Genomic DNA, 23,944 nt, shown 5'->3' with positions numbered 1-23,944 from the left:
GGGTGTTATGGAACAACCTATTACCGATGGGGTCCGGACGTGCAGCGCGTTGCCCCCAGAAATTGACGACACTGTCGAATTCGCCGGCACCCCGCGATATCGGCGAGATACCATCGACGGGATGCCGGAGTTCTCGGAGACGTCTGAAGCGGATCCCATCGATCCGCCGGTCCCGATTCCCGACGTGCCCGGGGCCGACGCCGGCGCCGAAGGGCTACCGCCACGATCTGCGCTCTCGCTGCGTCAACGCATCGTCGTCGAATCGTCGGCGGTCGGCGATATCGCGCTGCGCACCGCGGCGTCGTCGGTGCTGTCCACCACGGTGGCACCGGCTGTCGTCGCCACCGCTTTGCTGCGCGTCAATTCCGGCAGCGAACGCAGCAACTTGAACTTCTACGCCGAACTGGCTGCCGAACATGACCCGGTGAAGTCGTTTCCGGCACCGACGGATCTGCCCAAGATTTCGTCGCGGCCCGCCAGCCCGCTCGCCGAGTGGATCGCGCGCGGCACCGTCGACGACATCTCGTTCGCGAGCGGATTCCGGGCGGTCAACCCGACCATGCGCAAGCAGTGGAGCGGGTTGACCGCAAACAACGTCGTGCGCGCACAGCATTGGCGCCATGACGACGGGCCGCGCCCCACGCTGTGTGTCATCCACGGTTTCATGGGCTCGTCATACTTGCTCAACGGGCTGTTCTTCTCACTGCCGTGGTATTACCGGTCCGGGTACGATGTTCTGTTGTACACCTTGCCTTTTCACGGCAAGCGAGCCGAGAGGCATTCGCCGTTCAGCGGTTTCGGTTTCTTCGCCGGCGGCTTGAGTGGCTTCGCCGAGGCGATGGCCCAGGCGGTGTACGACTTTCGCTCCATCGTGGACTACCTGCGCCACACCGGTGTCGAGCGCATCGCACTGACGGGAATATCGCTGGGCGGCTACACCTCCGCGCTGGTTGCGTCGGTGGAGAACCGGCTCGAGGCCGTCATTCCCAACTGCCCGGTGGTCAGCCCGGGCAAACTGTTCGACGAATGGTTTCCGGCCAGCAGGCTGGTCCGGCTGGGCCTGTGCCTGTCGCGCATCAGCCGTGACGAGTTGAGCGCCGGGCTGGCCTACCACGGCCCGCTGAATTATCGGCCGCTGCTGCCCAAGCACCGCCGGATGATCATCACCGGCCTCGGCGATCGGATGGCTCCACCCGAGCATGCCGTAACGCTGTGGGAGCACTGGGATCATTGCGCGCTGCACTGGTTCCCCGGCAGTCACATCATGCATGTGAGCCAGTTGGATTACCTGCGGCGGATGACGCTGTTCCTGCACAGCTTCATGTTCGACTAGCCGCGTCGGTGAGAGACGTATGCGCCGCCCAAGCCGACGGGATGGGCCACACCAGTCCCTCCAGCAGGCCGTCGGGCGCGTCGGTGGGTCCGTCGAGTCGCCGGGTGGACGACGGCTCCAATGCCGCCAGCGCCAGCCACTGGCTGCCGCGTTGCAGAGTCAGTCCGGCCAGCGGCGCCGCGCCGTCGGGACGCGCATCGCTACGGAACGCGCACGCGACGGCAACCGTGGGCGGGCCGCCCGGTCGACCGGCGGCGCCGATCTCCAATGCCGCCCAGGTCTCGCGCGCCGGATGCGACCACACGGCAGCCAATGTTTCGGGCAATGCGGCATCCACGCTGACCCGGTATGCGGCAAGGTAATCGGAGTCGCCGTGGCGCATGCACCGCCACGTTTCGCGATCGGCTCGAGCCAGCAACCGCGGCGCGTCGTCATACCCAACCGTGCCGACGTCCCAACCGATTTCGCGAAGGTGGTCGGCGAGCCGGCGCGCGGCGACCTCGGCGGTCTGCTGCAACGGGATTCGCCGTGACCGGGCTTGCAGTGCCGCCAGGTTGGCGGCGGCCGACACCGTCAGCCCGATCCACAGCTCCCGCTCACCCGCCGCGTCGACATGCCCGGTGATTCGGACGGCGTCGGCGCGGATGCCGTAGCGGTCCAGGTACCCGGCTATCAACGGCAGCGGGAGCACCTCCAGGCCCGGGGCCGGCGGACCGATGCGCAGCAGCGCCGTGGTGCGCACCTCGGTTGCGGGATCGGTGCCCGACCGTCGTCGCCGCATCATGGCCAGCCGGCGACGCACGATGGTGGTGAAGTGCAGTCCGCGCCACCAGCCGAACAGGACGATCACCACGACGGCTGCAATCCCGATCAGCCAATAGTCGCGGGTCGACTGCCACGGATAAGCCATCGCCGCGGGCACCATCGCCAACAGCGCCACGACGATCCGCCCGGCTCCCGGGCGCGGAATCGAGTTGAGGCTCACGGGATCGGCTCCTTTCGCCGGCGCACCGTCGTGACAGTTGCTGCGGTGATGCCGACCAGCAATGCCAACGCTGCGGCTCCGGCGAATGCGACGTTGCGGGGTGTGGTGTCCTTGGGCTTCGGTGCCGGCGGCACTGCAACCGGTTTCGCCGGTACCGCTGATTGCGGGGCGGGCAGTTGCCAGGTCAGCGCCGCCACCGGATCGATACCGCCGGCGCCGACGATGTTGGACGGGGCGCGGGCGCCGTTGTGGGCGGTGGCGGTGATGCGGCGTACCACCTCGCCCGCGTTCAGGCCGGGATACTTACTGCGGACCAACGCGGCGACACCGGAGACGTAGCCGGCCGCGTAGCTGGTGCCGCTGAGCGGCACAAGTTGCTGGTGGTCGTTGGGAAGGCCGTTGGCCAGGCCGCCGGCGTCGCTGTTGCTCACCGACAGAATGTTTTCCCCGGGTGCGGCGATGCCCACCCACGGCCCGGCCATGGTGAACTTCGACGGCTGCCCGTCCGGCGTCAGGGACGCCACCGACAACACGTACGGCTGCCACCACGACGGGATGGAGATCGAGGTGACGCCGGCCCAGTTGCGTGGATCGTCCGGACGGCTCAGGTCGGTCAGCGGGTTCGAGTCGCAGGAGCTACCACCGCCGCCCGAGCCGGCCGCGCCGCTGTTACCGGCGGCGGCCACTATCACCGCGTCCTTGTCCACGGCCGCATACCTGATCGCCGCCCCCAGTGCGGACTGGTCGACCGCCCGGTCGGCGGGCAGGCAGGTCACCGCGGAAATGTTGATCACCCGGGCGCCAAGATCGGCCGCATGCACGATCGCGCGGGACAGCGTGTCCACGTCGAGGGCGGCCCGCGCCAGCGTGGGGTCGCCACCTGAAGTCTTCGGCGAGAACTTGGCCGAGGTCACCCTGATGGACAGCAACCGCGCCGCCGGCGCGACCCCCGCGAAGCCGTCCGCGCCGGGCTGCCCGGCGACGATCCCGGCCACCAGGGTGCCGTGCCCGTCACAGTCGGTCAGGCCGTCGGTCGAATCCACGAAGTCGCCACCGCCGTCTACGTTCGGCAGCCGCGGCCCCGGTTGCACCCCGGTGTCGAGGATGGCCACCAACTGACCCTCACCACGCGAGAACTGCCATGCCGCAGGCAGATTCAGCACCGCTTGGCTAGGTGCCGGGACGCTGACGTCGGTACCCGCCAGAAGCCCCGAAACGGTGCAGGCACCGCGTTGCTCCATCGTCTGCACGGGCCCCGGGGTACCGCTGGGCGGATCCACGGTGGCGTCGACCACCGGCGGGGCGATCGCCGACGCCGGCGGAGCGGTGGCCACCACAACAGCCAAAATTGCTGCGCAGCAACCTAATCCGGCGACGCGAGTCATCGATTGAGGACCCAGGTGAACAGACCGACCAGGTATGCCATCACGGGGATGAGCGAAACGTCCAGGCCGGCGGCGACAAAGCCCAGCAGGCGCCGCAGCGGCAGAGAGTAGCTGTCCGGCGAGGCAATGGCAGGGTTCAGCGCAACGACGATCCAGGCAAACACCAGCACCGCGAGCACCAGTACCGCGCCCAAGGCGGCGACATAGCGCCCGGTCGCCGTGTAGACCACCAACAGGATCCCCGCCACCAGATGTGGCTGGGCCAGCAACCAGGCCTTGCAGGTGGCCGAATCCCATACCCGGGCCCGCAGCGCGGTCACCGCCGCCGTTGCGGCCACCACGTACCAGCCCACGCCACCGACCGATTCGGGGCGCACCGCGATTGCCACAGATCCCAGGACGCTCAGCAGCACGGCCGCGGCGATGAAACCGCTTTGATGAGCGTCACTGACGCGCACCCGCCGCGGCAGGTCTTCGAGCACCCGCAACGACGGAGCCGACGGGGTGGGGTCCCCGGGCGCCGGGATGACCGGCAACGGAAAGCGCGCCCACAGCGCCGACAGCTGAGCCGCCTGGATGGTGATCAGCAGCGCGGTCACGATCAGCCCGCAGCCGACACTGCGCATCGGCAGCTCCCACAGCAGTTCGGCGCCGGCGGCCAGCCATACCCCGGCGGCCGTCACCGCCACCGCGGTGAAGAACGCCACGATGCGCTCACGTTCGGCGCTGGGCACCATCAGGCAGATCAGCGACCACGCGGTGACACCCGCAGCCGCCAGCAGCAGCTGCGCCGGCCCGAATTTCCCGGGTACCGCCAGCGCCAGTGCCCCCGCGATCGGCACCAGTGCGGCAATCGACACCGCGGTCCCCGTTCGTGGCGAACGAGCCGTGACCAGTAACCCGGCCAACGCCAGGACGACCGCGATCCCGCTGACCGTGACCAGGCCGGCCAACGCGCCCGTCGCCACCCGGTAGCTGACCGCCAGCCCGGTCGCCACCAGAGTCACACCGATCACCGCCGCCAGCGCCCCGCGCTGGATATGCTTTGGCCCCCATGGGTTTAGCCGCGAACTCGAGAAGATCATGGCGGCGTCGGCGATGTCCTCGACGATTCCCGGGGCGGCCGGACCGGTGGGCACCGGCTGCAATGCAAGCAGATCACCGTCGACCACCCCGACGGTGTCCAGGCTGGCGTCCAGGCTGAACGGCGCACCGCCGATGGGCGCCAGACTCAGGTGCGCAGCCGCACCCGAACCGGCCTCGCCGCCGTCGCCGTTCTCCGCCGCGGGTATGACCAAACGCTGGACCGCGGGCAGGATTTCGCGCAGCGGCAGCTCCGCGGGCAGGGCCATCTCCGTCAACCGGCTGTCGGCGAGGATGGCGACGCGGACAATCGGCATCACGGTGCCCGACATCACCGGACCGTCCAAATCCGTTGGGGCCGTTGCGGAGACATCGTACTCACTTTCTGAATTGCGGTTAAGAGGGTTGTCCGGAGAAGTCGCGGGACAACCGCTGACCGGGGAACCATTGCCCCTCCGGCAGGTTGGCGATGAGTTGTTCGATCGCGACGGCAGTCGCGAACGCTGTCCCGGGGCTGAAGGTCGACACCCACTCACCGTCGAAGGCTCGGGACGGACTGACCAATACCCGGCCCGCGGTGGTGTCGACGATGCTCAAACCGACGTCGGTGGTGGTGTGCTGGCCGTCCCGGTTGCAGCCGGCGACGATCTCGACGTAGCTCCGTGGGCCGGAGAAGACCGCCTCCACCACGGGCCGGGCCGACGTCGGGATGCCCAGGTAGTCAAGGACTTCCTCGAGTGGGGCGCCGGAGCGCAGCCGCTCGTCGGCGCGAGCGCCGACCCGCATGGGCATGCTGAACTCTTCGAACCGGGCCGGCGGCCGCTGCGACAGCCCGACGCCGAGGACCGGAACCAGCGCCCGCGGGTCATCGATATCCATTGCCGTGAAGGTGACCAGCTGAGCGCTGCGCAGCGCGACGACGGTATTGAACTTCCGGGAGGTCTTGCCCCCGGCGCCGACCCGCCGGGCGACAATGCCACGCAGCAACTCGCCGGACCCCTCGGCCGATGCCGGCCCTATGTAACGTAAGTCCAGCCACCGGTCGGGGAAGCACACCACCTTGATCCAGTCGGCCACCGCGGAGTTGACGGTACCGTCCGGCGACATCAAGCCCAGCCCCGTCAGCTCGTCTTTCTGACGGTCGAAGAACGCACTTCGTTGCGCGCTATCGGTGTATGGCGGGGTGATGGCCAGCACCCAGGGGAAACTGCCGGCGCCGACGCTCTCGGCGATGAACCACGCGTTGTCGACCGTCAACTCGACGGCGTTAGGCTGCGAGGGTTCTGCGGATTCTGCAACCATCTAACTTGCTAGCCGCCCCATTTTGCGGCTTCAGCCTGGTCGCGGGCCATCATCGCCATGGTGTTGGCTTCGTGCGTGCCGGCCATCGATTGATAGGCCCGCACCAGGTCTGCCATGGCCTGGTTCCACTGCGCCTGCCATGCCTGATACGTCAACCCGGTGTCGCCTTGCCAGGCGTTCGACAGCGCGGACTGCTCGGCGGCGATATCCGAGCCCAGCCCCTGCATGGTGCCGGCATATCCCGACATGTCACCGGCGTGTCCCAGCATCGCCGGGTAGTTGTACATGATCTGTGACATCACAACTCCTTTCGGTTGTCTGTGGGCTCAGAACGCCGTGTAGCTGGACGCAGCCGCGGAATCGGCGGCCACATAAGTTCCGGCGGCGTCACCGAGGTTGGCCTGGGCGATGTCCAGTAGGGCGTTGACCCTGGCCGCTGCCTCCACGAACCGGGCATGGGCACCCTGAAACGCGGCGGCGGACTCGCCCTGGTGAAACGCCTGCGCCGACATCGCCGCCTGCTCGGCCTGACCGATCGTGTGACGCATCAACGCCGCCTTGGCGCCGAATGCCGACTGGGAAGCCACCAACTGCGGAATGTGGGCATCCAGAAGACTCATAACAACCCCTTTCTCTGGCAATTCGGATTTCGATTACTTGCTGTCGAGGTGCGAAGCGTCGGCTCCCCCTTTCGGTACGCCTTCCTGCAGGCCGTCCCAACTGCTCGGTACCATCGGCATCCGCGGACCGCCGCCGAACTCGTCACCGGCCAGCGCAGTCAAGCCGACCGCATGCAGCACTGGCTCTTTGGCTGCGGTCCCGGCGAATCCGAGCGGGCCTGCCCCCCAGTCGGACGCCTGGGTGGGATCCTCGGTCGCCACGGGTCCGGGGCCGGAGTCCATGTCGAGGAATTCGTCGCCATAGTCCCGTAATTCGCGTCGCGAGCGGCGTCGCGCGCGGGTTGCCGCGCGGCTCGCCGCTGCCGCGCCGGCGGCCGGGATGGTAGCCGCCGGCGCCTTGAGGCTGCCTCGGCCGCCCACCGTCGGACCCGCGGTGGGGCCCCAATCATCAAGGCCGCCAACCAGATAGGCAAAACTTGCGGGAGCCGGGGCAGCCGGGGCCGGCACGGCGCCTGCCGAAGCACCAGCTCCGGGTGGTGTCGACGGAGGCCCCGCGAGGCCGCTGGCCGTTGAGGCAAGACTGACAGCCGGCCACGGAGAGGCCGCCGCGACGGCGCCTGCCAGCGGTAGTCCCGCAGCAGGGGCGGCAGCCACCGCAATCTCGGCAGGTGCCAGCGCCGCGAACGCTATCGCGCTCAAACCCAGGCTGAGCCCGGCCGGCACCAGGAACGGCGAACTCAACACCATGCCCCAGGTGGGCCAGCCGACGAGGTTGAAGAAGACCTGGTATCCCAGCGCGAACAACAATGGGCCGTAGGTGATCAACGCCGCCACCGGGTTGGTGAGGAAGGCGATGATGATCTTTATCGAGTTGCCGATGGGGTCCTGCAGGAACGTCGCGATCTCTTTGAACATCCAGCCGTAGAAGCCCGTGTATGCGTTCCACATGTCCTGCAGCACCTGCCAGAGGAACTGCCAGGGGTTGAACGTGGCCGCGACGGCTTGTGCCTGGGCCGCGTTGGCCACCATCCCGGCGGCCGGTTCACCACCGGGATTCACAATTGCCGGCGCCGGCGCGGTGCGCGGAGCCGACGCCAGTGCCGCGCCCGCGGCCGCCTGGTAAAGGCCCATGGTCGCGGCGGCCTGAAGCCACATCCGCAGGTAATCGGCCTCGTTGAGCGCGATCGGAATGGTATTGATGCCAAAGAAATTCGTCGCCACCAGGATGCCATGGATGACGTGGTTGGCCGCCAGCTCCGCCAGAGTCGGCATGGTCGCCGAGGCGGCCGTGTAGGCCGCCGCAGCAGCCTCGTGCTGAGTTGCGACCGCGGCGCTGTCGGCGCTGGCCTGCATCAGCCACGCCACATACGGCAGATGCGCGGCGACATACTGCTGCGCACTCGGCCCCTGCCACGCTCCCGCTTGCACCGCATCCAGGATCCCGCTGAGTTCTGCTGCCGCCGAGGCATATTCGGCGCTGAGCAGATTCCAGGCCGCGGCCGCCGCCAGCAGCGAAGCCGGACCAGGACCACTGCTCAGCAACGCCGAATGCACCTCGGGCGGCGAAGCAATCCAGATGGGCCCCAAGGGCGCGACCATGGTCAGGCGCCCGCGATCCCATAGGTAGCCGCGGCCGCCGCATCACCGGCGAGATAGCTTGCGCCGGATTCGCCCACCCCGACGCCCGCACGCCCCAGTTCCTCGACGCCCTGGGTGGCGACGACGGCATGCTCCTGCCCCTGGACGCTGAACTCGGCGGCAGTCTGCAACGACACCGGATCCACGGCGGGCGGCACCACCGCGACGATCGACGGAGCCGCGGCAGCATGCGCGGCCGCCAGCCGCGCCGTCAGCGCTTCCACGGCCGCGCTGGCCGCGGCCAGTCCCTCCGGAACCACTCGCAACGTCATGACTGACTCCCCTTCTGTTGCGTTTCACCAAGTGTCGCGACCTCCCCGACGAGCGGGTTGATCAACTGCAGGTAGGTCGGAGATTCGCTGTCGCTCAACAACACCGCGCGTCCAGGAGGCAACCGGTCGAAACGCTGACCGCGGATCTTCCCGCTGTCGGCCGGATTGCCCGAAAGCATTACGGTGGTCGCCTGCAGGTCGTTGAATCGCCGCAGCAGCTGGCTGGTCATCAGCGCGTGGCCCGAGCCGGAGGCCCGCGCCGTCACGATCACCCGCAAGCCCAAATCGCCTGCTTGTCCGAGCAGACCGATAAGCGGGGTCCAGGGCCGCTGTCCGATGTACGGACCCGTCATGGCCGCCGAATCCGGGATCTGGTCGACGTCGTCGATGACGAGGTAGTGGGTGTGGCCGTGGAAAGTCCAGCGGGCCAGCTCGGCAGGCGACAGACCGGCCGGTGGCCGTCGCGACTCGATGAGGTTCGCCAACCCGAGCATCGCCGGGATGACCCGATCGATGTTGGCGGTGTATTCGTTGTCGGGGAACAGCGGTTCGTCGACGAGATGCAGCCGGCGGTCCAGCACGGTGAAGGCCACCTGGTCGGCGGTCGAATGCTCCCGGATGGTGCGGATCAGGTGGCGCAGCAGGGTGGTCTTTCCCGACTTGCTGTCACCGAACACCATCAGCAGCGGATTGGCGGCGAAGTCGAGCACCACCGGCGCCAGGTCTTCCTCGCGCTGGCCGATGACAATCTGATCCGGTCCGCGGTACAGCGCGCCGACCGCCTCGGGGGCGAGGTTGGTGGGCAGCAGCCGCACCGGCGGGGCGGCAACTCCCGGGTAGCGGGCATTGATCGCGGCGACTGGGTTTGGTTGCCCGTCCAACGCGGGGCTGGCGAATAGGAAGTGCTCGGCGGCCATGGTCAACCCGCGGCCCGGCTGGTCGGCCGGGACGGCGTCGGCCGGACGGCGCAGCGCACCGACCACCCGCACATTGCTGTCGCGCGCGTCGTGCAGCTTCAGCTCCAGGCGCAACCCCAGGCCGTCGCGCATCGCCAGCGGCACCTCCAGCCAGCTCGGGGTGGTGATGATCACGTGGATGCCGTACGCCAGGCCCACGTTAACCAACTCGGTCACCTTGGCCAGCAACGGGTTTCGCGTGTTGAACTGGTCGATGTTGTCGCGGCCGAACGCGTAGAGGTTGTCGATGACCAGGAACACCTCACCGTAACCGTCGTCGGGAGCCGAACCGTTGCCACCGCGGTTGCGGAACACCTCACGCTGCTGCCGGGACAGCAGCAGCTGTTCCAGCTCACCGAAGGTACGCCGGATGCGTTCGGGTTCCAGCGCCGACGCGACGCTGCCGACATGGGCCAGACCCTCCAGCGAACGCAGTTGTCCGCCACCGTAGTCCAGACAGTAGAACGTCACCTCGTGCGGTGAGTGCAGGCTGGCGGCCGAAAGCATAAACGTCTGCAGTGCAGTGGATTTGCCGGACTTGGGACCGCCGTGGATCACCATGTTTCCAGCCGACGACCGAGCGTCGAACACCAGCGGATCGCGGCGCATCTCGAACGGCTTGTCGATCTCTCCGAGCGGCCAGCGCCAGTGCCGGGGCGGCACCGCGGCCCGGGCCAGCAGTGCGGTGATCGGGATCGGTTCGTCCAGCGGCGGCAGCCACAGCTGGGGGGCTCGCGGTCCGTAGCGGGCCAGCTGTTCGCCGACGGTCGCGATCAGCTTGCGTGGCGGACCGGCCGGTTCCTCGGCGTCGGCGGTGGCGATCACCGTGCCCGGGTCCACCTCCACGGCTGCGGCCGTGAAGATCTTGGGTTCTGGGAGTGCTTGCACGACGCGGGCTTTGGTGGTGCGTGGCGGCTCGTAGATGCCGTCCACATAGGTGCTGCGGAACTTGATCGGGGTGGCCCCGGGCGCGGGCACCAGGAAGCCGATGCCTTTGTGCTCTTTACCGGACTCGATGTGGTAGGCATCCTCCACACCGATGATCTGGCGGGAAACGCTGGGGCTGGCCACCTTCAGCCCGATCCGGTAGGAGGTGTTCTTGTCGATGTCCTTGATCTTGCCGACATCCAGCGTCTGGGACGCGAACAGGATGTGGATGCGGAACGAACGCCCCTTGCGTGCCACGTAGTCGAAAAGCTCGGCGTATTCCGGATGATCGGCCAGCATCAGGGTGAACTCGTCGGCCACCACGAACAGCGTCGGGATCGGCGGTAAGTCGAATGTCCCGGCGGCCCCGGATTCTCGAGCATTTTCATACTCGAGCACGGAGTTGAACGCGCTGCCCTGCACGCGGCGGCCGGCCTCGCGCAGCAGCGTTTCGCGGCGGGCCACCTCACCGCGCAGCGTGTCGGCGAACCGGTCGGCCAGCGACTTCTTCTCGGCCATGTTCGAGATCACCGCGACAACCTGCGGGAAATTCCGGAAGCTGTCGGCACCCGCCTCGCCCTTGAAGTCGGCATAGATGACGATCAGCCGGTCCGCGGAATGAGTCGTCAACAGCGCCAACAGAATCGACATCAGCGTCTGCGACTTGCCGGAACCCGTCATCCCGATCATCAGCCCGTGCGGACCCATTCCGCCTTCGGCTTCGTCCTTGAGATCGAACATCAGCGGCTCGCCGGTGGCGGTGACGCCGATCGGCACCCGCAATTCGTCGTCGCGCCGGCGCGGCGCCCACAGCGCCGGCACGTCCAGCCGCGACGCGTCTGGGATGCCCAGCAGCGTCGTGAAACTCGCGCCCCGGGTGGCCGCGGAACGCAGCCCGGCGTGCGTCGGGTTGGAGTCCCACCGGGACAGCCGGCGGGCCAGGTGAGCGGCCTCGTCGACGCCGAACTCGTCGGCATTGTCGATATAGGGCTGCCAGCCGCCGGTCTGCCACCGCTGGATGGCACCGTCGGTCACCTCCAGGATCGGTTTTTCCGGGTCGGAATATTGTTCGCGATGCGGTGGTGTGGCCGAATAATGCACGACGGTCACCCCGGCACGACCCACGCCCAGCGTCGACGCGGTCACGTCGTATTCGGGATCGTCGACGACGATCAGCAAGTGCCGCAACGCATCTGCTGCCGCGCCGGTGAATGCCGGACGGTCGAGCAGGTTGGGGCCCAGCATTTCGACCAGCTCGTCGGCGTCGGCGGCCAAATAGCGGGCCGGGCCCACGCCGTCGGCCTGCCCGGGAATGTCGACGTGCGGCAACCACTTCAGCCAGGACCAGTCACTGCCCTCCAGATCGGGGCTGGCCAACGCCACCCCAAGAACCGTCGGGTCGTGCCAGGTGACCGCCTGAGCCAGCCACGCCCGCAGCGCAGCGCGCACCTGCGCGTGGTCGCCGAGGACGGTGATCCGCGAAACCTTGGTGACGTCGATTCCGGTGGGAACGTCACGGACGGTGCGCTGCGTGTCGAGCAGGCTGCGTAATGCGCTGTGCGACACCGGTTCCAGGTCGACTTCGTCAGCGGTGTCGTTGACCCGCAGCGTAGTAGCCAGCGGGGCGGAGTGCCGTCCGGCCCGCAGCACCAGGAAATCCGGGTCGTGCGGGTCGCGCTCCCACTGGCGGCGGGATCCGGGCACCGAAGCCAGGGCCTCCGGTTCCGGATGGGACCACTGCGCGGCCGCGCGCTGCTCGGCTGCCTGCGCACGGATGTTGTCCCGAACCACCGACAGGTAACGCAGATAGTCGGCCCGCTCGGCGTCGACTTCCTCGGTGCGCATCTTGTTGTCGTTGCCGCGAAACAGTGAGGTGGCCGCCAGCAGCATCACGAAGGGAAAGAACAAGGTCTGCGGAGAGATCAGCCGCATCCCGGTCGCGACCATCGCGACGATCATGCCGACGATGAGGATCCCCATCAGGTAGGGCATCGCGCGTCGCAACAGGGACGGCGGAATGACCCGGGGCAACTGGGGTGGCGCCTCGATGGTGATGGTGCCCTTACGAGTCGTCGGCGGAGTCAGCCGCCGGCGAGCCTCGAAGATCAGTCTGCTCATCGGGACCCTCCATCGGCCGACACCGGGCGCCCGGGCTTGGTGTCCGGCGGCAGGGCATCGTGAGCCAACAACGCGTCGGCCCGTGACAGCGTCGGGCCCGCCGCGAAGAGCGACAGGACCGACCACGGAATGGTCAGCGGCGGGGTCTGCAGGCCAAGCGCCTCAACGGTTTTGCGCCCGCCTTCGCCCTCGGTGTCGATGCCGTAGCGCACCCCGGTATCGGATACCCAGAACAGCGATCCGGTGGCCGGCGCCGTCGCGCCACCGCCCACGCTCTGGGTGAAGTATCCGGTGCCCGGCGCCAGCGCGACCTGGGTCGCCGTGGTACCACCGCCCCCCACCAGGTCGACGGTGTGCACCGCGTCGGCCACCGGCAGCCCCGCGCCGCTGAGTAAGCTCAACGAACTGGTGGTCGCCCCGGCCGGCTTGCTCCAGTACGCGCACGTGACGGGACTACGCGCCACGTCGACCAGACTCAGCGACTGCACTGGATAACGCGTGATGTCCAGCATGCGTGACACGGGCAGCTTGGCCACCTCGTCCGCGCCGAGGTGTGGCGGCTGCTGCAAACCATAGGAGTTGGTGTTGCGCAGGAGCGCGGCCAGCACCGGTGAGATCGGCTGCAGACCGTCCGGCAACACCGCGTAGTACTGCGAGGTCTCGGCATTACCGGTGCCATTGAGGGTCAAAGCCTCGACCACCGCACCGATCGGCGCGGGCACCGCGAAACCCGGCGGGCCACCGGCATTCGGAATGACCGGCGCCGTCAGTGGCGGCGCTTCGGGAATGGCGTTGAACAAGCCCAACGCGATGGGCCGCGGCGCGAGGGCGTCGGTGCCCAATCCGAGCGCGCTGGTGACCGCATGGTCGTTTAGGTCCAGCAGGCTGCGCTTGCCGTCCCATAGCAGCCAGCTGCCTGTGCCGTTATCGACCAGGACCGCCTGGGCGGAGCCGAGCGCGGCCGCGCGGGCGCCGCCGCTGTCCGGCCGCCCCGCGATGACCGTCACCGCCGTGCTGTGGGCGCTGCGTCCGCCCTGCCCGCCGACGGAGTCACACACCGTCCAGTTGGCGTCGCGGGTGGTGTTCTGCACCATCCGCTCCGGGGCGCCCGGAATGCCGATCAGATTCCCACGCGGAAAGCGGTCCAGCTCGGAGCTTTTCACCGTCGTGGGGTTGACCGGCTTGCCGGCGATCAGCCGCGCCGAGGTCAGGTTGAGCACCGGGTGCACCGCGTCGCCGACCCGCACATACAGCGCCGCGGTGGACCGGTCGGCCAGCACCGGACTGCTGCCCGCCTGGCCGTTGGGCCGGATCAGTGAGAACACGAAGCAGCCGACCAGTCCGGTGATCAGGACCAGCGCCCCCATCAGCACCGCGCGCGACTGGGTGCGCAGCGGGTCGACGAGCATTCGGGTGTCGTGCAAGGCGATACCCGAGGCGATGCGGCGCATCACGAACCGCCAACCGGTCACCTGGTGGCGCGTGACGAAACCCCGGCGGTAGACCACCTTGTCGGGGTTGTGATTGACCGGGGTGCGCGAAGCAAACGAACGGCGTTCTGGATCAGGGCTACTCATGCCGGCACCGAGAGTCCCAGGCCGCGCAGCAGCGGCTCCACGGACCTGTTCACGTCCTCGGCGGTGATGGTCATCAGCTCCTCATCACTGAACTCTCCGGTTCCCGCATGCTCGGAGTGGTCGAGCCGGAATTCCCGTTCTTCTTCCGCGCGTTCGACGATGTTGCGGACGAACCGCCCATTGCCCGCTATGTCCAGGCTGCGGCGCATGATGCCGTTGGAGTCCGGGGTCGCGGCCGCTGCCAATCCGGCGAACAATGCCTCCAGGTGGTCGAGCGCCGATCGCTCGAAGAGGCTGTCTCGCTGTTCGGCCATCTTGTGCGCGATCTCCACGAGCTCGTGTGAGGTGTACGACGGGAATTCGATGCTGCGGGTGAACCGCGACCGCAGGCCCTCGTTGGTGTCGAGGAATTTGTCGAGGTCGGCCCGGTATCCGGCGATGATCACCACCAGCCGGTCACGGTCGTTTTCCATGCGGGCCAGCAAGGTGTCGATGGCCACCAGCCCGAAGTCGTTCTTGGCTCCGGTGGCCACCAGCGCGTATGCCTCGTCGAGGAACAGCACCCCGTCCAGCGCGCTGTCGATGATCGCGTTGGTCTTGGCCTCGGTCTCGCCGATATGCTGGCCGATGAGGTCGGCGCGGTGCACCTCGCGGATATTCTCCCGCTTCAAAAGCCCTAGGCCGCAATAGATTTTGGCGACGACCCGGGCAATCGTCGTCTTACCCGTCCCGGGCGGCCCGGCGAAGATCAGGTGGTGCGTGCGCTGGGCCACGGTGAGCCCGCGCTGCTTGCGCACCAGCTCCATGGCCACCGAACTCTTCAGCCGCGACACCTGGTTCTTGACCTCGTCGAGCCCGATGAATTCGGCGAGCTGGCGTTCAGCCTCGTGCAGCAGTGCGGCTTTGCGCTCATGTGCCGCAGGATCGATGAAATCATCTGCGCTGGGCTCGGTTTCGGGATCCCACGGGTCGGTGCGGGCCTCGATCCGGGCCGCGGTGGTGGTCACGATCCCGAAGCTGGTATCGGACAGGGCCTGCTCCACCTGCTCGTTCTCCGGATGGGCCGCATACAGATCCTGCAGCACTTCGGCGGCCGACTCCTCGTCGACATGTGCGCGCAGCACCAGGGCTTTGGCCAGTGCCCCGTCGAGCGCTGCGACCGGGACCGGACCTTCGGGCTCCTCGAGGTACGACAATGCCGGGGCGAACATGCCCAACCGGGCCAAGGCGGTGCCCAGGCTGATCTTGGCGGCGTGGGCGAAAGTCTGGTCCAGATCGGGATCGTTGACGATCGGGGTCAGCAGCTTGACGACGTCCGACCAGCGTGCGGCGCGGTAGTTGACCACGACCATGAGCCAGCGGGCTTCGCGCCAGCCGGGCCGACGCCCGGTGACGCCGGCAACCACGTCGCACGCCTTCGCGTAGTCACCGGTCGTCGCGAGTGCCGCCGCGTACGCGAGATGGAAATCGTCCGGGCCGGTGGCCCGGAACCGCAAGTACAACCCCGTGTCGTAATGAAACCCCAAGGCATTGGTCGCCAGTTCCACGTGGCGCTGCAACACGCCGGCGGTCGCCGCGGTGCGGGACACGGCCTCGAGCACGCCAATGGACTGGTCACCGGCGGCAGCCAGCCCGGTCCATGCGTCGCACTGGTCACCGGCGATGCGGGTGAGTGCTGTGAATCCCGATCGGGCGGCAGTCAGGTCCGCCGGCCGGCGCCGGTCGTAGACGGCGATGCCCAGCGCCCGGCAGCACGTAGCGAACCGGCTGACGACGTCAGCGTCTACCTTGCCGCTTGTCCGGGGTACCGCGGGGTGAGTTGCGAGCATGCCGATATCACTGCGTTCCACGCTCCCGCCGTCTCCTGAACCTAAGGTCGCCACTGGTCACTACCGCCTGAAGCTGGCCTCCCGAAGTTAGCATTGCATAAGCTAACCTGTCGAGGGCGGTTAGGGGCGGGCTGGCCCGTCATGATGCCGATATTCGCATGGCACTGACCAGCGCCTTGGTCGCGGCGATCAGCACTGGAGACTTCATGCCAGCCGTTCCTCCTATATCGAACCCACCCAGCATTGTGCAGCTTAGTGAACATGATTTTCATTACCAAGGGCGGGGCGGCCCCGACTCGGGACGGTGGCCGAGGGGTCGTTGACCAGACGCCGCGCATGGCCCGGAGAAAAATCTCACATACCGTACATCTTGTCAACTATTGACTACTGCTATATTGGTTCGCTGGCCTGGTCGCCGTTACCCGGTCAGTGCGGCGCAACACCGAATCTGGCCGCCAGGGACGGCCAATCCCGAATCGATTCGGCTCCGCACTGGCACTTGCACGCTCACACGACGCCCATGCACCAGGTGTCGAGCGCAGGGCCGAGGCTGGACCCGCGTGGCGCAGGTCGCGGGTCGAGCCTCCGGTCCGGCACGCGTCCGGGAGTAGTTGTCGTGAGCTTCCGAAGAGCAGTGCAATGGGAATGCAGTTAGTTGGTGACCGTTCCGGCCGGTGCCGACCATCTACTCCATTCGGTTAGGCGCCCCATTTGGCGGCTTCGGCGCCGTCGCGAGCCAGCATGGCCATGGTGTTGGATTCATGCGTACTGGCCATCGACTGATAAGCCCGCATCAGGTCCTCCATGGCCTGGTTCCACTGGGTCTGCCAGCCCTGGTAGGTCATCCCGGTGTCGCCCTGCCAGGCATTCGACAGCGCGGCCTGCTCGTTGGCGACATCGGCGCCCAGGCTGTGCAGGGTGCCGGCATAGCCGGACATGTCCCCGGCATGGCCGAGCATGGCCGGGTAGTTGTACATGATCTGCGACATCACAAGTCCTTTCGAGGTTTGCGGGTGACAGGGTGTGGCTCAGAAGCCGGTGTAGGTGGATGCGGCGGCGGCATCGGCGGCCACATAGGTGCCCGCGGCGTCGCCCAGGTTGGCCTGCGCGATATCCAGCAAGGCGTTGACCTTGGCGGCGGCCTCCACAAAGCGGGCGTGCGCGCCCTGGAACGCCGCCGCCGACTCGCCCTGATGAAACGCCTGCGCCGACATCGCCGACTGCTCGGCCTGCCCGATCGTGTGCCGCATCAACGCCGCCTTGGCCGTAAACGCCGACTGCGACGCCACCAACTGCGGAATATGGGCATCCAACAAACTCATAACTCTTCCCTTCTATTTGGTGTTCCAGTTACTCGTTGTCAGCTCGTCACGCTGCAAACGACTGTGGGCTGCCCGCTCCGAGGGCACTCGGCTCCCAGGTGGCCGGCAGCATTGGCAGGTGCGCGGCACCGCCGTACTCGGCGCCCTGCAATGCCGTCAATCCGCCGGGCTGTCCGACGATCTCCTTGCCGGCCGTTCCGGCAAACCCAAACGTCGCGGCACCACGATCAGAAGCCGATGCCGACGCCGGCGCGATCCCGGAACCCGGCTGCACTGTCGACACCAGGCGCGCCGGCTCCGCTGCCCCAACAGCAGCCGCCGCAGCATCGGGCGCCGGCTCCACTGCCGCGACAGCCACGGCCGGCGCAGCAGCCAATCCCGCAGCTGGCGCTGCCACCGCAGCCGCCGCCGGCATAGCGGTCAATCCGGCCAATCCGGCCACACCGGCTACACCCGGAACAACAGCAGCCGCCAGCGCTCCCGCCGCAGTGCCCATCAAGAGCGAACCGACACCGAACAAATTGCCAATGATCCAGCTGCCAATAACGTCGACAACTTCCAGCACAAGAGCGGACAGCAGCAATGGAATCAACATCACTCCGATGGCAAACCAGGTCTCGGTGAGAACGAGCATTATCACAGCTTCGAGCGCCCCCCAGAAATTCAAATTCACCAGCGCCTGGATCAAATTGTACGACCACAGAACGAACGAGAAGGCGGCGTTCACCAATAACTGGCCGATCTGTGTCCAGGCCTTCATGAACAATTCCAGGAACTGATGTAATTGATTCCACGGGAAGGGGGTAAGGGTTTGGCCCGCCGTGGCCGCGGCGCTGCCGGCCTCACCCACACCGGGTTTGACGAGTACCGGCGCCGGCGTGATATGCGGTGTCGAGACCAATGCCGCGCCGCTGACGGTCTCATAGACGCCCATAGTGGTCGCCGCCTGGATCCACATCCGGACATAGTCGGCCTCGTTGAGCGCGATCGGGATGGTGTTGATACCAAAGAAATTCGTCGCGACCAATACCCCGTGGGTGACGTGGTTGGCGGCCAGCTCCGCCAAGGTCGGCATCGCGGCCAGTGCGCTGACGTAGGCTGCAGCCACCGTGTCATGCCCGGCGGCAGTTGCCGCGCTGTCGGCGCTGGTCTGCATCAACCACGCCACATACGGCACGTGCGCGGCCACGTATGCTTCGACGCTGGGGCCTTGCCACGCGCCAGCCTGCACCGCTGCCAGTATGAGCGTGAGTTCTTCTGCTGCGCCGGCATATTCGGCACTCAGCGATGTCCATGCCGCCGATGCCGCCAGCAGCGGAGCGGGGCCGGCGCCGGCGCTGAGCAATGCCGAATGCACCTCCGGAGGGCTGGCCATCCAGAGCGGCGCGGTCATACCCAGCCGCCTGAGGCCGAGTACGTCACTGCCGCTGCGGCGTCACCCGCGGCGTAACTGACGCCGGATTCAGCAACACCGATTCCCGAACGGCCAAGCTCTTCAATGCCTTCGGCCACCACCGCGGCGTGGGCGCTGCCGTGGGTGCTAAACCCGGCCGCGGTCTGTATCGACACCGGGTCAGCGGCCGGCGGCACCACAGCCGTAATTGCCGGTAGTGCAGCAGCATGCGCGGCCGCCAGGCGAGCGGTGAGCGCTTCCACTGCCCCGCTGGCCGCTGCCAAACCTTCCGGAACCACTTGCAACGTCACTATCGACTCCTTCCGATTGTGTCTCATCCGCCTGCATGGCCGAAGGCCTTGCCGACCGCGACTGTCAGGCACAGTGCGGAAAAAGATCTCACGGGTCGTACTCCTTGTCAAAAGATGTCCATGGCTACGGTTGCGTAGGAAAAGCGGTAGGAAAAACCTACGTGCGCGTAGGCATTTCGCACCGACAAGAGCCGCCGAGCGAGGGCGGAATGTCCTGTTGTCAGCCGCTGGCTTGCGGGGTCCGGCCGCCCTTCTCGAATTTTGTTGCCGCAGTCCGGCAATCCTCCTGCATCCCACGACAGCACATCGAAACACGTGGCCGCCAATGTGTTTGTAGCCGGCGGTCAGGTACCAACGAACGCAGAATGCGGAGTGATGCGTGGAATAACGCAGCGGTGGGCGCGAACCGGCTACGACGGGTTGTCGAAGTTGTTGCGGCCCTCGGAGTTCCGATTCATCAGGCCGGCATCGAATCTGGTTATCTCCGATATCTGTTTGCTGCAACGGATTTCATTGGCACGCATCGGCATCCCAACTACCGGGAACCAATGGCACAACCGGTCCGCCACCGAACCCGTCCCCGGTGAACGTCGCCAGCCCCGACGCGTCGTAGATGCCCTCCCGGCTTGCGGTTGCGGCGAATCCCACAATCCCCGCCCCCTGACCGGAGGCCGCAGACGGAGCAGGCGCTGCATCCGATGAGGGTTCCGGGTCCAGGAACTCGTAGCGAAAACCACAGTCCTGCAGCGCTGTCCGACGACGCCGACGCGCCAGCTTCTCCTCTCGCGCAGCCGTGGCGGCCATCGCCGGTACGGCGGCCTGGTCCGGTTCTGACGCCGTGCGCCGGGCCGAAGCGCTCATCGCCGAGTCGAACCCGACGCCGGGGCCGCCAACCACGTATGGGAAAGCCGCACCGGCGACTCCTGCAGCGGGCGGTGCCGGGGGTGTCGGCGTTGCCGCCGGGGTCGGAGCGGCCGGTGGTGCCGAGGCCGCCGTTGGAGCCGCACCCGGCGCGGCCGCTGCGGTCCCGAAAGAGGGGCCCGCGACGGCATGCAGGCCGGGCTCCGACGTGGCGGGCATCGGCGCAACCGCAAGCTCGGGCACTACGGCCGGCTGCACACCACCCAGCCCACTCAACCCGGCAAACCCCCCCAAGAGACCGGGGGCGGCGATCGGCAAAGCGAGCGGAAGCACCTGCAATTGCGGGAATGTGCTGATGACTTCGCCCACGTGGCTGATTTCGTCGGCCACAAGTAACGGAATATCGTTCTGAATCAGCGCAATCGAAGCGGACGGGTTCTCCGGAAATTGCTCCAGGTCCCGTGCCAGGGTCTGGGTGATTTCGGTGAAGCGGTTTATCCACCAACTCAATTGCGTCGGGTCGCCGCCGTCATTGTCGATGATTCCGCCATGGTCACCCTCGTCTGCGCCGTGATCGGCGTGCATCGCCTCGATTTCCGGGGCGGGCTCGGCCGCCGGCGCGGACGCCACCGCGGCACCGGAGAGCGCCTGATACGTCGACATGGTGACGGCGGCCTGGATCCACATCCGGACATAGTCGGCCTCGTTGAGCGCGATGGGAATGGTGTTGACCCCGAAGAAGTTGGTCGCGACCAGTACCGCATGGATTGCATGGTTAGCCGCCAACTCCGCCAGCGTAGGCATCGCGGCCAGCGCCGCGGTGTAGGCCGCAGCCGCGGCCTCATGCTGAGCTGCCCTCGCCGCGCTGTTCGCGCCGGCCCGCGTCAGCCAGGCCAGGTACGGCACGTGGGCGGCCACATAGCGCGCGGCGGTCGGTCCCTGCCAGGCGCCGGCCTGAACCGCCCCCAGAAGCTCGGCGAGCTGATCTGCCGCCGCAGCGTACTCGGCACTCAGCGAACTCCACGCCGACGCCGCAGCCAACATGCCGCCGGGCCCGGGGCCGCTGCGGAGCTGGGTCGAATGCACCTCTGGAGGCCAAGCCATCCACACCGGTGCCGTCATAGTCACGCCAGTCGGTCGAGAGCAGCCGCTAGCGCCATGCAGGCCTCCTTGCCGGAATACGTGGCGGGCCGTCAGTAGTCGTACGCCGGCCCGGAAAAGTTCCCGCGCAGGGCGAACTCATTGCTTCTTCCGACGCGCCTACGGCTTGGTGGCACTCACCAGAGTGTTGCGCACAAACAGCGCCCCGGCCTCGGTCCCCGGTTCCGGCACCGGCCGGTCGACCTCACGAAGGTACTCGACCAACGGAGTACCGAGGGCAGTCCAGCCATGTGCCCCGAACCACTCGGTGGCCGGTGCGCACTGCTCGTTGTAGACCAGCTGGAAAAACGGATTCGCGTCACCGGCCGCGACGACGGCCCGTTCTTCTTCCACTTTTGCGGCGAATTCCTCCGGGGGAAGCGGGCTTCCGTCCTCCACGGCGGCGTGGCTGCCTGGGCAGGCGAGGTTGTCAATGCCGGTGAACAGCTGCTCCTGCGCGGCGGCCGGAAGATAGATCAGCAGCCCCTCGGCGATCCACGCCGACGGTTTAGCAGGATCAAAGCCGTTTTCTTGCAACGCTTGCGGCCAGTCTTCCCGCAGATCGACCGCGATTTCACGTCGCACGGCGCGCGGCGTGGCGCCGTGCCGGGACAGCACCTCGCGCTTGAAATCGAGCACCGGCGGCCGATCCAGCTCGAAGACCGTGGTTCCATCCGGCCAGGGCAGCCGGTAGGCGCGTGAGTCCAGTCCCGCCGCCAAGATGACCACCTGGCGCGCTCCGGCGTCGGCGGTCCGCTGGAAGTAGGCGTCAAAGTACCTGGTGCGGGCACCTTGGAAATTGACGAAGTGCTCGCCGAACTCCTCGCTTTTCAAGTCGTGGCCGGGAGCCTTGCCGTCGAGCACGTCGGCCCAGGAACCGCCAACGGCCCGACAGAACAGTTCCGCATATGGATCGACGGCCAGCGGGTCGGGCTTTTGGGCCTCCAAAGCCCGTGCGGTGGCGACGAAAAGCGCGGTCGATCCGACACTCGTGTTGATGTCCCAGGTGTCACCTTCACTACGCATTCAACCGACATTAATGCCTGGCTGGGCCGTCTGGCTCCCAGGTACCGGGGAGCATCGGCTCCCTGGGTCCGGCATCGAACTGATCACCGGCCAGCGTGGCCAAGCCTGCCGCCGCGCCGGCTGTGTCCTTGTGAATTGTGCCGGCGAATCCCAGGTTCGCCGCACCTTGATCCGAGGCGGTCGGCGCAGCCGGCTCTTCGTCCTGCGGTAGGTCCCAGTCCGGGCTGACCTCAACGTCCATAAACTCGTCGCCGTAGCCGCGCAGCGCTGCGCTGCGGCGCCGCCGCCGTCGGGCCTGCTCACGGGCGGCTGCCGTGGCGGCCGCGGCGGCGGAATCGGGTTCGGGCGCCTTCTTCTTGGCACTGGCGGCAGCGCTGCTGCTCATCCCGTCGCCGAACCCGATGCCCGGACCGCCACCCACCAGGAAGGGATAGCCGATGCCCGGTGCAGCCGGGGCCGGCGGCGGTGCCGGGCCGGGGCCGGCCGCTGTGCTGGTCATGGAGGCCGGCGCCGGCGCCGGCGCAGGCGCTGCGGCCGACGCGGTAACGGTCGGAGTCATGGCGGCGACCGGCACCATGGTGGGCGCGGCGGCTATCGGCGCCGCGACCGGTATCCCGGCCGGCTGGATTCCGGCCAGGCCAGACAGCCCGGCGAAGCCGGTCACCGCCCCCAGGTTGGAGATGGCGCCGCTGACAGCGACAGCGAGCAACTGCGGGGACTGGCTGAGCGCTTGGATGATCTGCGCGACGTGGGTCGGCCAGTCGAACAGCATCAGTTCGACGAGGAATTGCATCGCCGCCGCCGGGTTGGTGAACAGTTCCTTGGCGAACGTTTGAAAGTCCTGGCTGAATTCGAGCGCACGAACAAGCCACCAGATGGGTTGGGCCGCATTCGTATACTCGTCGTAGGGGATTCCGTTGACGGTGCCTTCGGCGGGATCCCATATCACCCGGCCACCGGTGATGATGCGCAGGACTTCGGCAACGAAGTTGTCGATTGGGGTGGGGTCACCCCCGTGTTCATGGTCATGGCCGTCGTCGGCTTCGGCTGTCACAATCTGCGGCGCCGGGGAAGTCTGCGGTGTGGATGCGACAGCCGCGCCGGACACCGCTTCGTAGGTCGCCATGGTGGTGGCCGCCTGGATCCACATCCGCACGTAGTCGGCTTCGTTGAGCGCGATCGGGATGGTGTTGATCCCGAAGAAGTTCGTCGCCACCAGGACGCCGTGGATGGCATGGTTGGCCGCCAACTCGGCCAGCGTCGGCATCGCGCCAAGCGCGCTGCTGTAGGCGGCGGCCACGGTTTCATGCCGCGCCGCCGCGGCCGCACTGACTGTGCCGGCTTGCATCAACCACATCAGATAGGGCACGTGGGCGGCCACATACCGCTCAGCGCTGGGACCTTCCCAGGCGCCGCCCTGGACCGCGCCCAGTACGACCATGAGCTCGTCTGCAGCGGTGCCGTATTCGGCGCTCAGCGCCGACCACGCCGCGGCGGCGGACAGCAGGGAGCCGGGTCCCGGGCCGCTGCTGAGCAACGCCGAGTGCACCTCCGGCGGCGACGCCATCCACACCGGCCACATCACCGCGAGCTGCTGCGGATGATGAACATGATTTTCATTATCGCTATTCGACCACCGGGGAGGGCGCAGTGCAAGTCCCGTAATCGATGTGACTCGGCCCCGCGCGGTCCATCACCGTCACGGTGCGCGGTCGCGGACGCCGGCTCGCAAAACCTAGCCCGGATTTCGGGCAAACCCACAACTGTGTCGGCCGCGCAGCGATACGCTGTATTGGCCGATTTTCTCTGGTGACGGGGGAGGCTCCAGATCGGCATGACAACGCAGTCATGGCGTATCGGGAGGTG

Annotated in this window: 19 protein-coding genes; 1 reads left to right on the top strand and 18 read right to left on the bottom strand. The window is 67.3% G+C overall.

The annotated features are described in order from the left end of the window. Window positions 1-121 precede the first annotated feature (121 nt). Window positions 122-1,333 carry an alpha/beta hydrolase family protein gene (locus MKAN_RS16235; RefSeq protein WP_036396152.1) on the top strand — a complete coding sequence of 404 codons (1,212 nt, stop codon included), beginning with the start codon at window positions 122-124 and terminating at the stop codon, window positions 1,331-1,333. On the opposite strand, the gene eccE is transcribed toward MKAN_RS16235, so the two are convergent. From eccE to MKAN_RS16145, 18 genes are all read right to left on the bottom strand, one after another. After that, a complete protein-coding gene (gene eccE / locus MKAN_RS16230) occupies window positions 1,320-2,318 on the bottom strand; it encodes a type VII secretion protein EccE (protein WP_023369894.1) in 999 nt (332 codons plus the stop codon). The genes MKAN_RS16235 and eccE overlap by 14 nt on opposite strands. Further along, the gene (gene mycP / locus MKAN_RS16225) at window positions 2,315-3,703 is read right to left on the bottom strand and encodes a type VII secretion-associated serine protease mycosin (protein ID WP_036396138.1); all 1,389 of its coding nucleotides are present in this window, start codon (window positions 3,701-3,703) and stop codon (window positions 2,315-2,317) included. Before mycP ends, eccE begins: the two co-directional genes overlap by 4 nt. Beyond that, window positions 3,700-5,118: a type VII secretion integral membrane protein EccD gene (gene eccD, locus MKAN_RS16220; protein WP_023369890.1), complete on the bottom strand. Its 1,419-nt coding sequence runs from the start codon at window positions 5,116-5,118 to the stop codon at window positions 3,700-3,702. The genes mycP and eccD overlap by 4 nt, the downstream gene beginning before the upstream one ends. 64 nt (window positions 5,119-5,182) lie before the next feature. Beyond that, window positions 5,183-6,088 (bottom strand): ESX secretion-associated protein EspG, encoded by a 906-nt coding sequence (locus MKAN_RS16215; RefSeq protein WP_023369888.1) that lies wholly within the window; start codon window positions 6,086-6,088, stop codon window positions 5,183-5,185. Window positions 6,089-6,096: 8 nt separating this feature from the next. Next, entirely contained in the window at window positions 6,097-6,387 is a 291-nt protein-coding gene (locus MKAN_RS16210; RefSeq protein WP_023369886.1) for a WXG100 family type VII secretion target, read from the bottom strand. 27 nt (window positions 6,388-6,414) lie between these two features. Beyond that, complete coding sequence (gene esxG, locus MKAN_RS16205) at window positions 6,415-6,708, bottom strand: type VII secretion system protein EsxG (RefSeq protein ID WP_023369884.1); 294 nt, start codon at window positions 6,706-6,708, stop codon at window positions 6,415-6,417. A gap of 33 nt (window positions 6,709-6,741) precedes the next feature. Then, window positions 6,742-8,307 carry a PPE family protein gene (locus MKAN_RS16200; RefSeq protein WP_023369882.1) on the bottom strand — a complete coding sequence of 522 codons (1,566 nt, stop codon included), beginning with the start codon at window positions 8,305-8,307 and terminating at the stop codon, window positions 6,742-6,744. 2 nt (window positions 8,308-8,309) lie between these two features. Then, window positions 8,310-8,618, bottom strand: a complete 309-nt coding sequence (locus tag MKAN_RS16195) for a PE family protein (RefSeq protein WP_023369880.1) — start codon at window positions 8,616-8,618, stop codon at window positions 8,310-8,312. Next, the gene (locus MKAN_RS16190) at window positions 8,615-12,619 is read right to left on the bottom strand and encodes a type VII secretion protein EccC (protein ID WP_023369878.1); all 4,005 of its coding nucleotides are present in this window, start codon (window positions 12,617-12,619) and stop codon (window positions 8,615-8,617) included. Before MKAN_RS16190 ends, MKAN_RS16195 begins: the two co-directional genes overlap by 4 nt. Continuing rightward, entirely contained in the window at window positions 12,616-14,196 is a 1,581-nt protein-coding gene (eccB, locus tag MKAN_RS16185) for a type VII secretion protein EccB (protein WP_023369876.1), read from the bottom strand. Before eccB ends, MKAN_RS16190 begins: the two co-directional genes overlap by 4 nt. Continuing rightward, the gene (gene eccA, locus MKAN_RS16180) at window positions 14,193-16,046 is read right to left on the bottom strand and encodes a type VII secretion AAA-ATPase EccA (protein WP_036396136.1); all 1,854 of its coding nucleotides are present in this window, start codon (window positions 16,044-16,046) and stop codon (window positions 14,193-14,195) included. Before eccA ends, eccB begins: the two co-directional genes overlap by 4 nt. A 677-nt stretch (window positions 16,047-16,723) precedes the next feature. Further along, the gene (locus tag MKAN_RS16175) at window positions 16,724-17,014 is read right to left on the bottom strand and encodes a WXG100 family type VII secretion target (protein ID WP_023369872.1); all 291 of its coding nucleotides are present in this window, start codon (window positions 17,012-17,014) and stop codon (window positions 16,724-16,726) included. A gap of 39 nt (window positions 17,015-17,053) precedes the next feature. Continuing rightward, window positions 17,054-17,347 carry a type VII secretion system protein EsxG gene (gene esxG / locus MKAN_RS16170; protein WP_023369870.1) on the bottom strand — a complete coding sequence of 98 codons (294 nt, stop codon included), beginning with the start codon at window positions 17,345-17,347 and terminating at the stop codon, window positions 17,054-17,056. 46 nt (window positions 17,348-17,393) lie between these two features. Then, the gene (locus MKAN_RS16165; protein WP_023369868.1) at window positions 17,394-18,740 is read right to left on the bottom strand and encodes a PPE family protein; all 1,347 of its coding nucleotides are present in this window, start codon (window positions 18,738-18,740) and stop codon (window positions 17,394-17,396) included. After that, entirely contained in the window at window positions 18,737-19,051 is a 315-nt protein-coding gene (locus MKAN_RS16160) for a PE family protein (protein ID WP_023369865.1), read from the bottom strand. The genes MKAN_RS16165 and MKAN_RS16160 overlap by 4 nt, the downstream gene beginning before the upstream one ends. A 510-nt stretch (window positions 19,052-19,561) precedes the next feature. After that, window positions 19,562-21,034, bottom strand: a complete 1,473-nt coding sequence (locus tag MKAN_RS16155) for a PPE domain-containing protein (protein WP_023369862.1) — start codon at window positions 21,032-21,034, stop codon at window positions 19,562-19,564. Between the two features lie 138 nt (window positions 21,035-21,172). Then, complete coding sequence (locus MKAN_RS16150) at window positions 21,173-22,078, bottom strand: class I SAM-dependent methyltransferase (protein WP_023369860.1); 906 nt, start codon at window positions 22,076-22,078, stop codon at window positions 21,173-21,175. Window positions 22,079-22,088: 10 nt separating this feature from the next. Then, window positions 22,089-23,660 (bottom strand): PPE family protein, encoded by a 1,572-nt coding sequence (locus MKAN_RS16145; protein ID WP_023369858.1) that lies wholly within the window; start codon window positions 23,658-23,660, stop codon window positions 22,089-22,091. Between the last annotated feature and the right edge of the window lie 284 nt (window positions 23,661-23,944).

Origin of the sequence: Mycobacterium kansasii ATCC 12478, from assembly GCF_000157895.3 — a bacterium.
Lineage (GTDB): Bacteria > Actinomycetota > Actinomycetes > Mycobacteriales > Mycobacteriaceae > Mycobacterium > Mycobacterium kansasii.
This window is presented reverse-complemented; position numbering and strand designations above follow the sequence as displayed.

Coding starts and splice junctions, on each gene's coding strand:
- MKAN_RS16210 (WP_023369886.1), bottom strand. CDS start 6,387: ATGTCACAGATCATGTACAACTACCCGGCGATGCTGGGACACGCCGGT.
- MKAN_RS16235 (WP_036396152.1), top strand. CDS start 122: ATGCCGGAGTTCTCGGAGACGTCTGAAGCGGATCCCATCGATCCGCCG.
- MKAN_RS16150 (WP_023369860.1), bottom strand. CDS start 22,078: ATGCGTAGTGAAGGTGACACCTGGGACATCAACACGAGTGTCGGATCG.
- esxG (WP_023369884.1), bottom strand. CDS start 6,708: ATGAGTCTTCTGGATGCCCACATTCCGCAGTTGGTGGCTTCCCAGTCG.
- MKAN_RS16190 (WP_023369878.1), bottom strand. CDS start 12,619: ATGAGCAGACTGATCTTCGAGGCTCGCCGGCGGCTGACTCCGCCGACG.
- MKAN_RS16195 (WP_023369880.1), bottom strand. CDS start 8,618: ATGACGTTGCGAGTGGTTCCGGAGGGACTGGCCGCGGCCAGCGCGGCC.
- MKAN_RS16165 (WP_023369868.1), bottom strand. CDS start 18,740: ATGACCGCGCCGCTCTGGATGGCCAGCCCTCCGGAGGTGCATTCGGCA.
- esxG (WP_023369870.1), bottom strand. CDS start 17,347: ATGAGTTTGTTGGATGCCCATATTCCGCAGTTGGTGGCGTCGCAGTCG.
- MKAN_RS16215 (WP_023369888.1), bottom strand. CDS start 6,088: ATGGTTGCAGAATCCGCAGAACCCTCGCAGCCTAACGCCGTCGAGTTG.
- MKAN_RS16200 (WP_023369882.1), bottom strand. CDS start 8,307: ATGGTCGCGCCCTTGGGGCCCATCTGGATTGCTTCGCCGCCCGAGGTG.
- MKAN_RS16155 (WP_023369862.1), bottom strand. CDS start 21,034: ATGACGGCACCGGTGTGGATGGCTTGGCCTCCAGAGGTGCATTCGACC.
- eccB (WP_023369876.1), bottom strand. CDS start 14,196: ATGAGTAGCCCTGATCCAGAACGCCGTTCGTTTGCTTCGCGCACCCCG.
- MKAN_RS16145 (WP_023369858.1), bottom strand. CDS start 23,660: ATGTGGCCGGTGTGGATGGCGTCGCCGCCGGAGGTGCACTCGGCGTTG.
- eccD (WP_023369890.1), bottom strand. CDS start 5,118: ATGTCGGGCACCGTGATGCCGATTGTCCGCGTCGCCATCCTCGCCGAC.
- MKAN_RS16175 (WP_023369872.1), bottom strand. CDS start 17,014: ATGTCGCAGATCATGTACAACTACCCGGCCATGCTCGGCCATGCCGGG.
- mycP (WP_036396138.1), bottom strand. CDS start 3,703: ATGACTCGCGTCGCCGGATTAGGTTGCTGCGCAGCAATTTTGGCTGTT.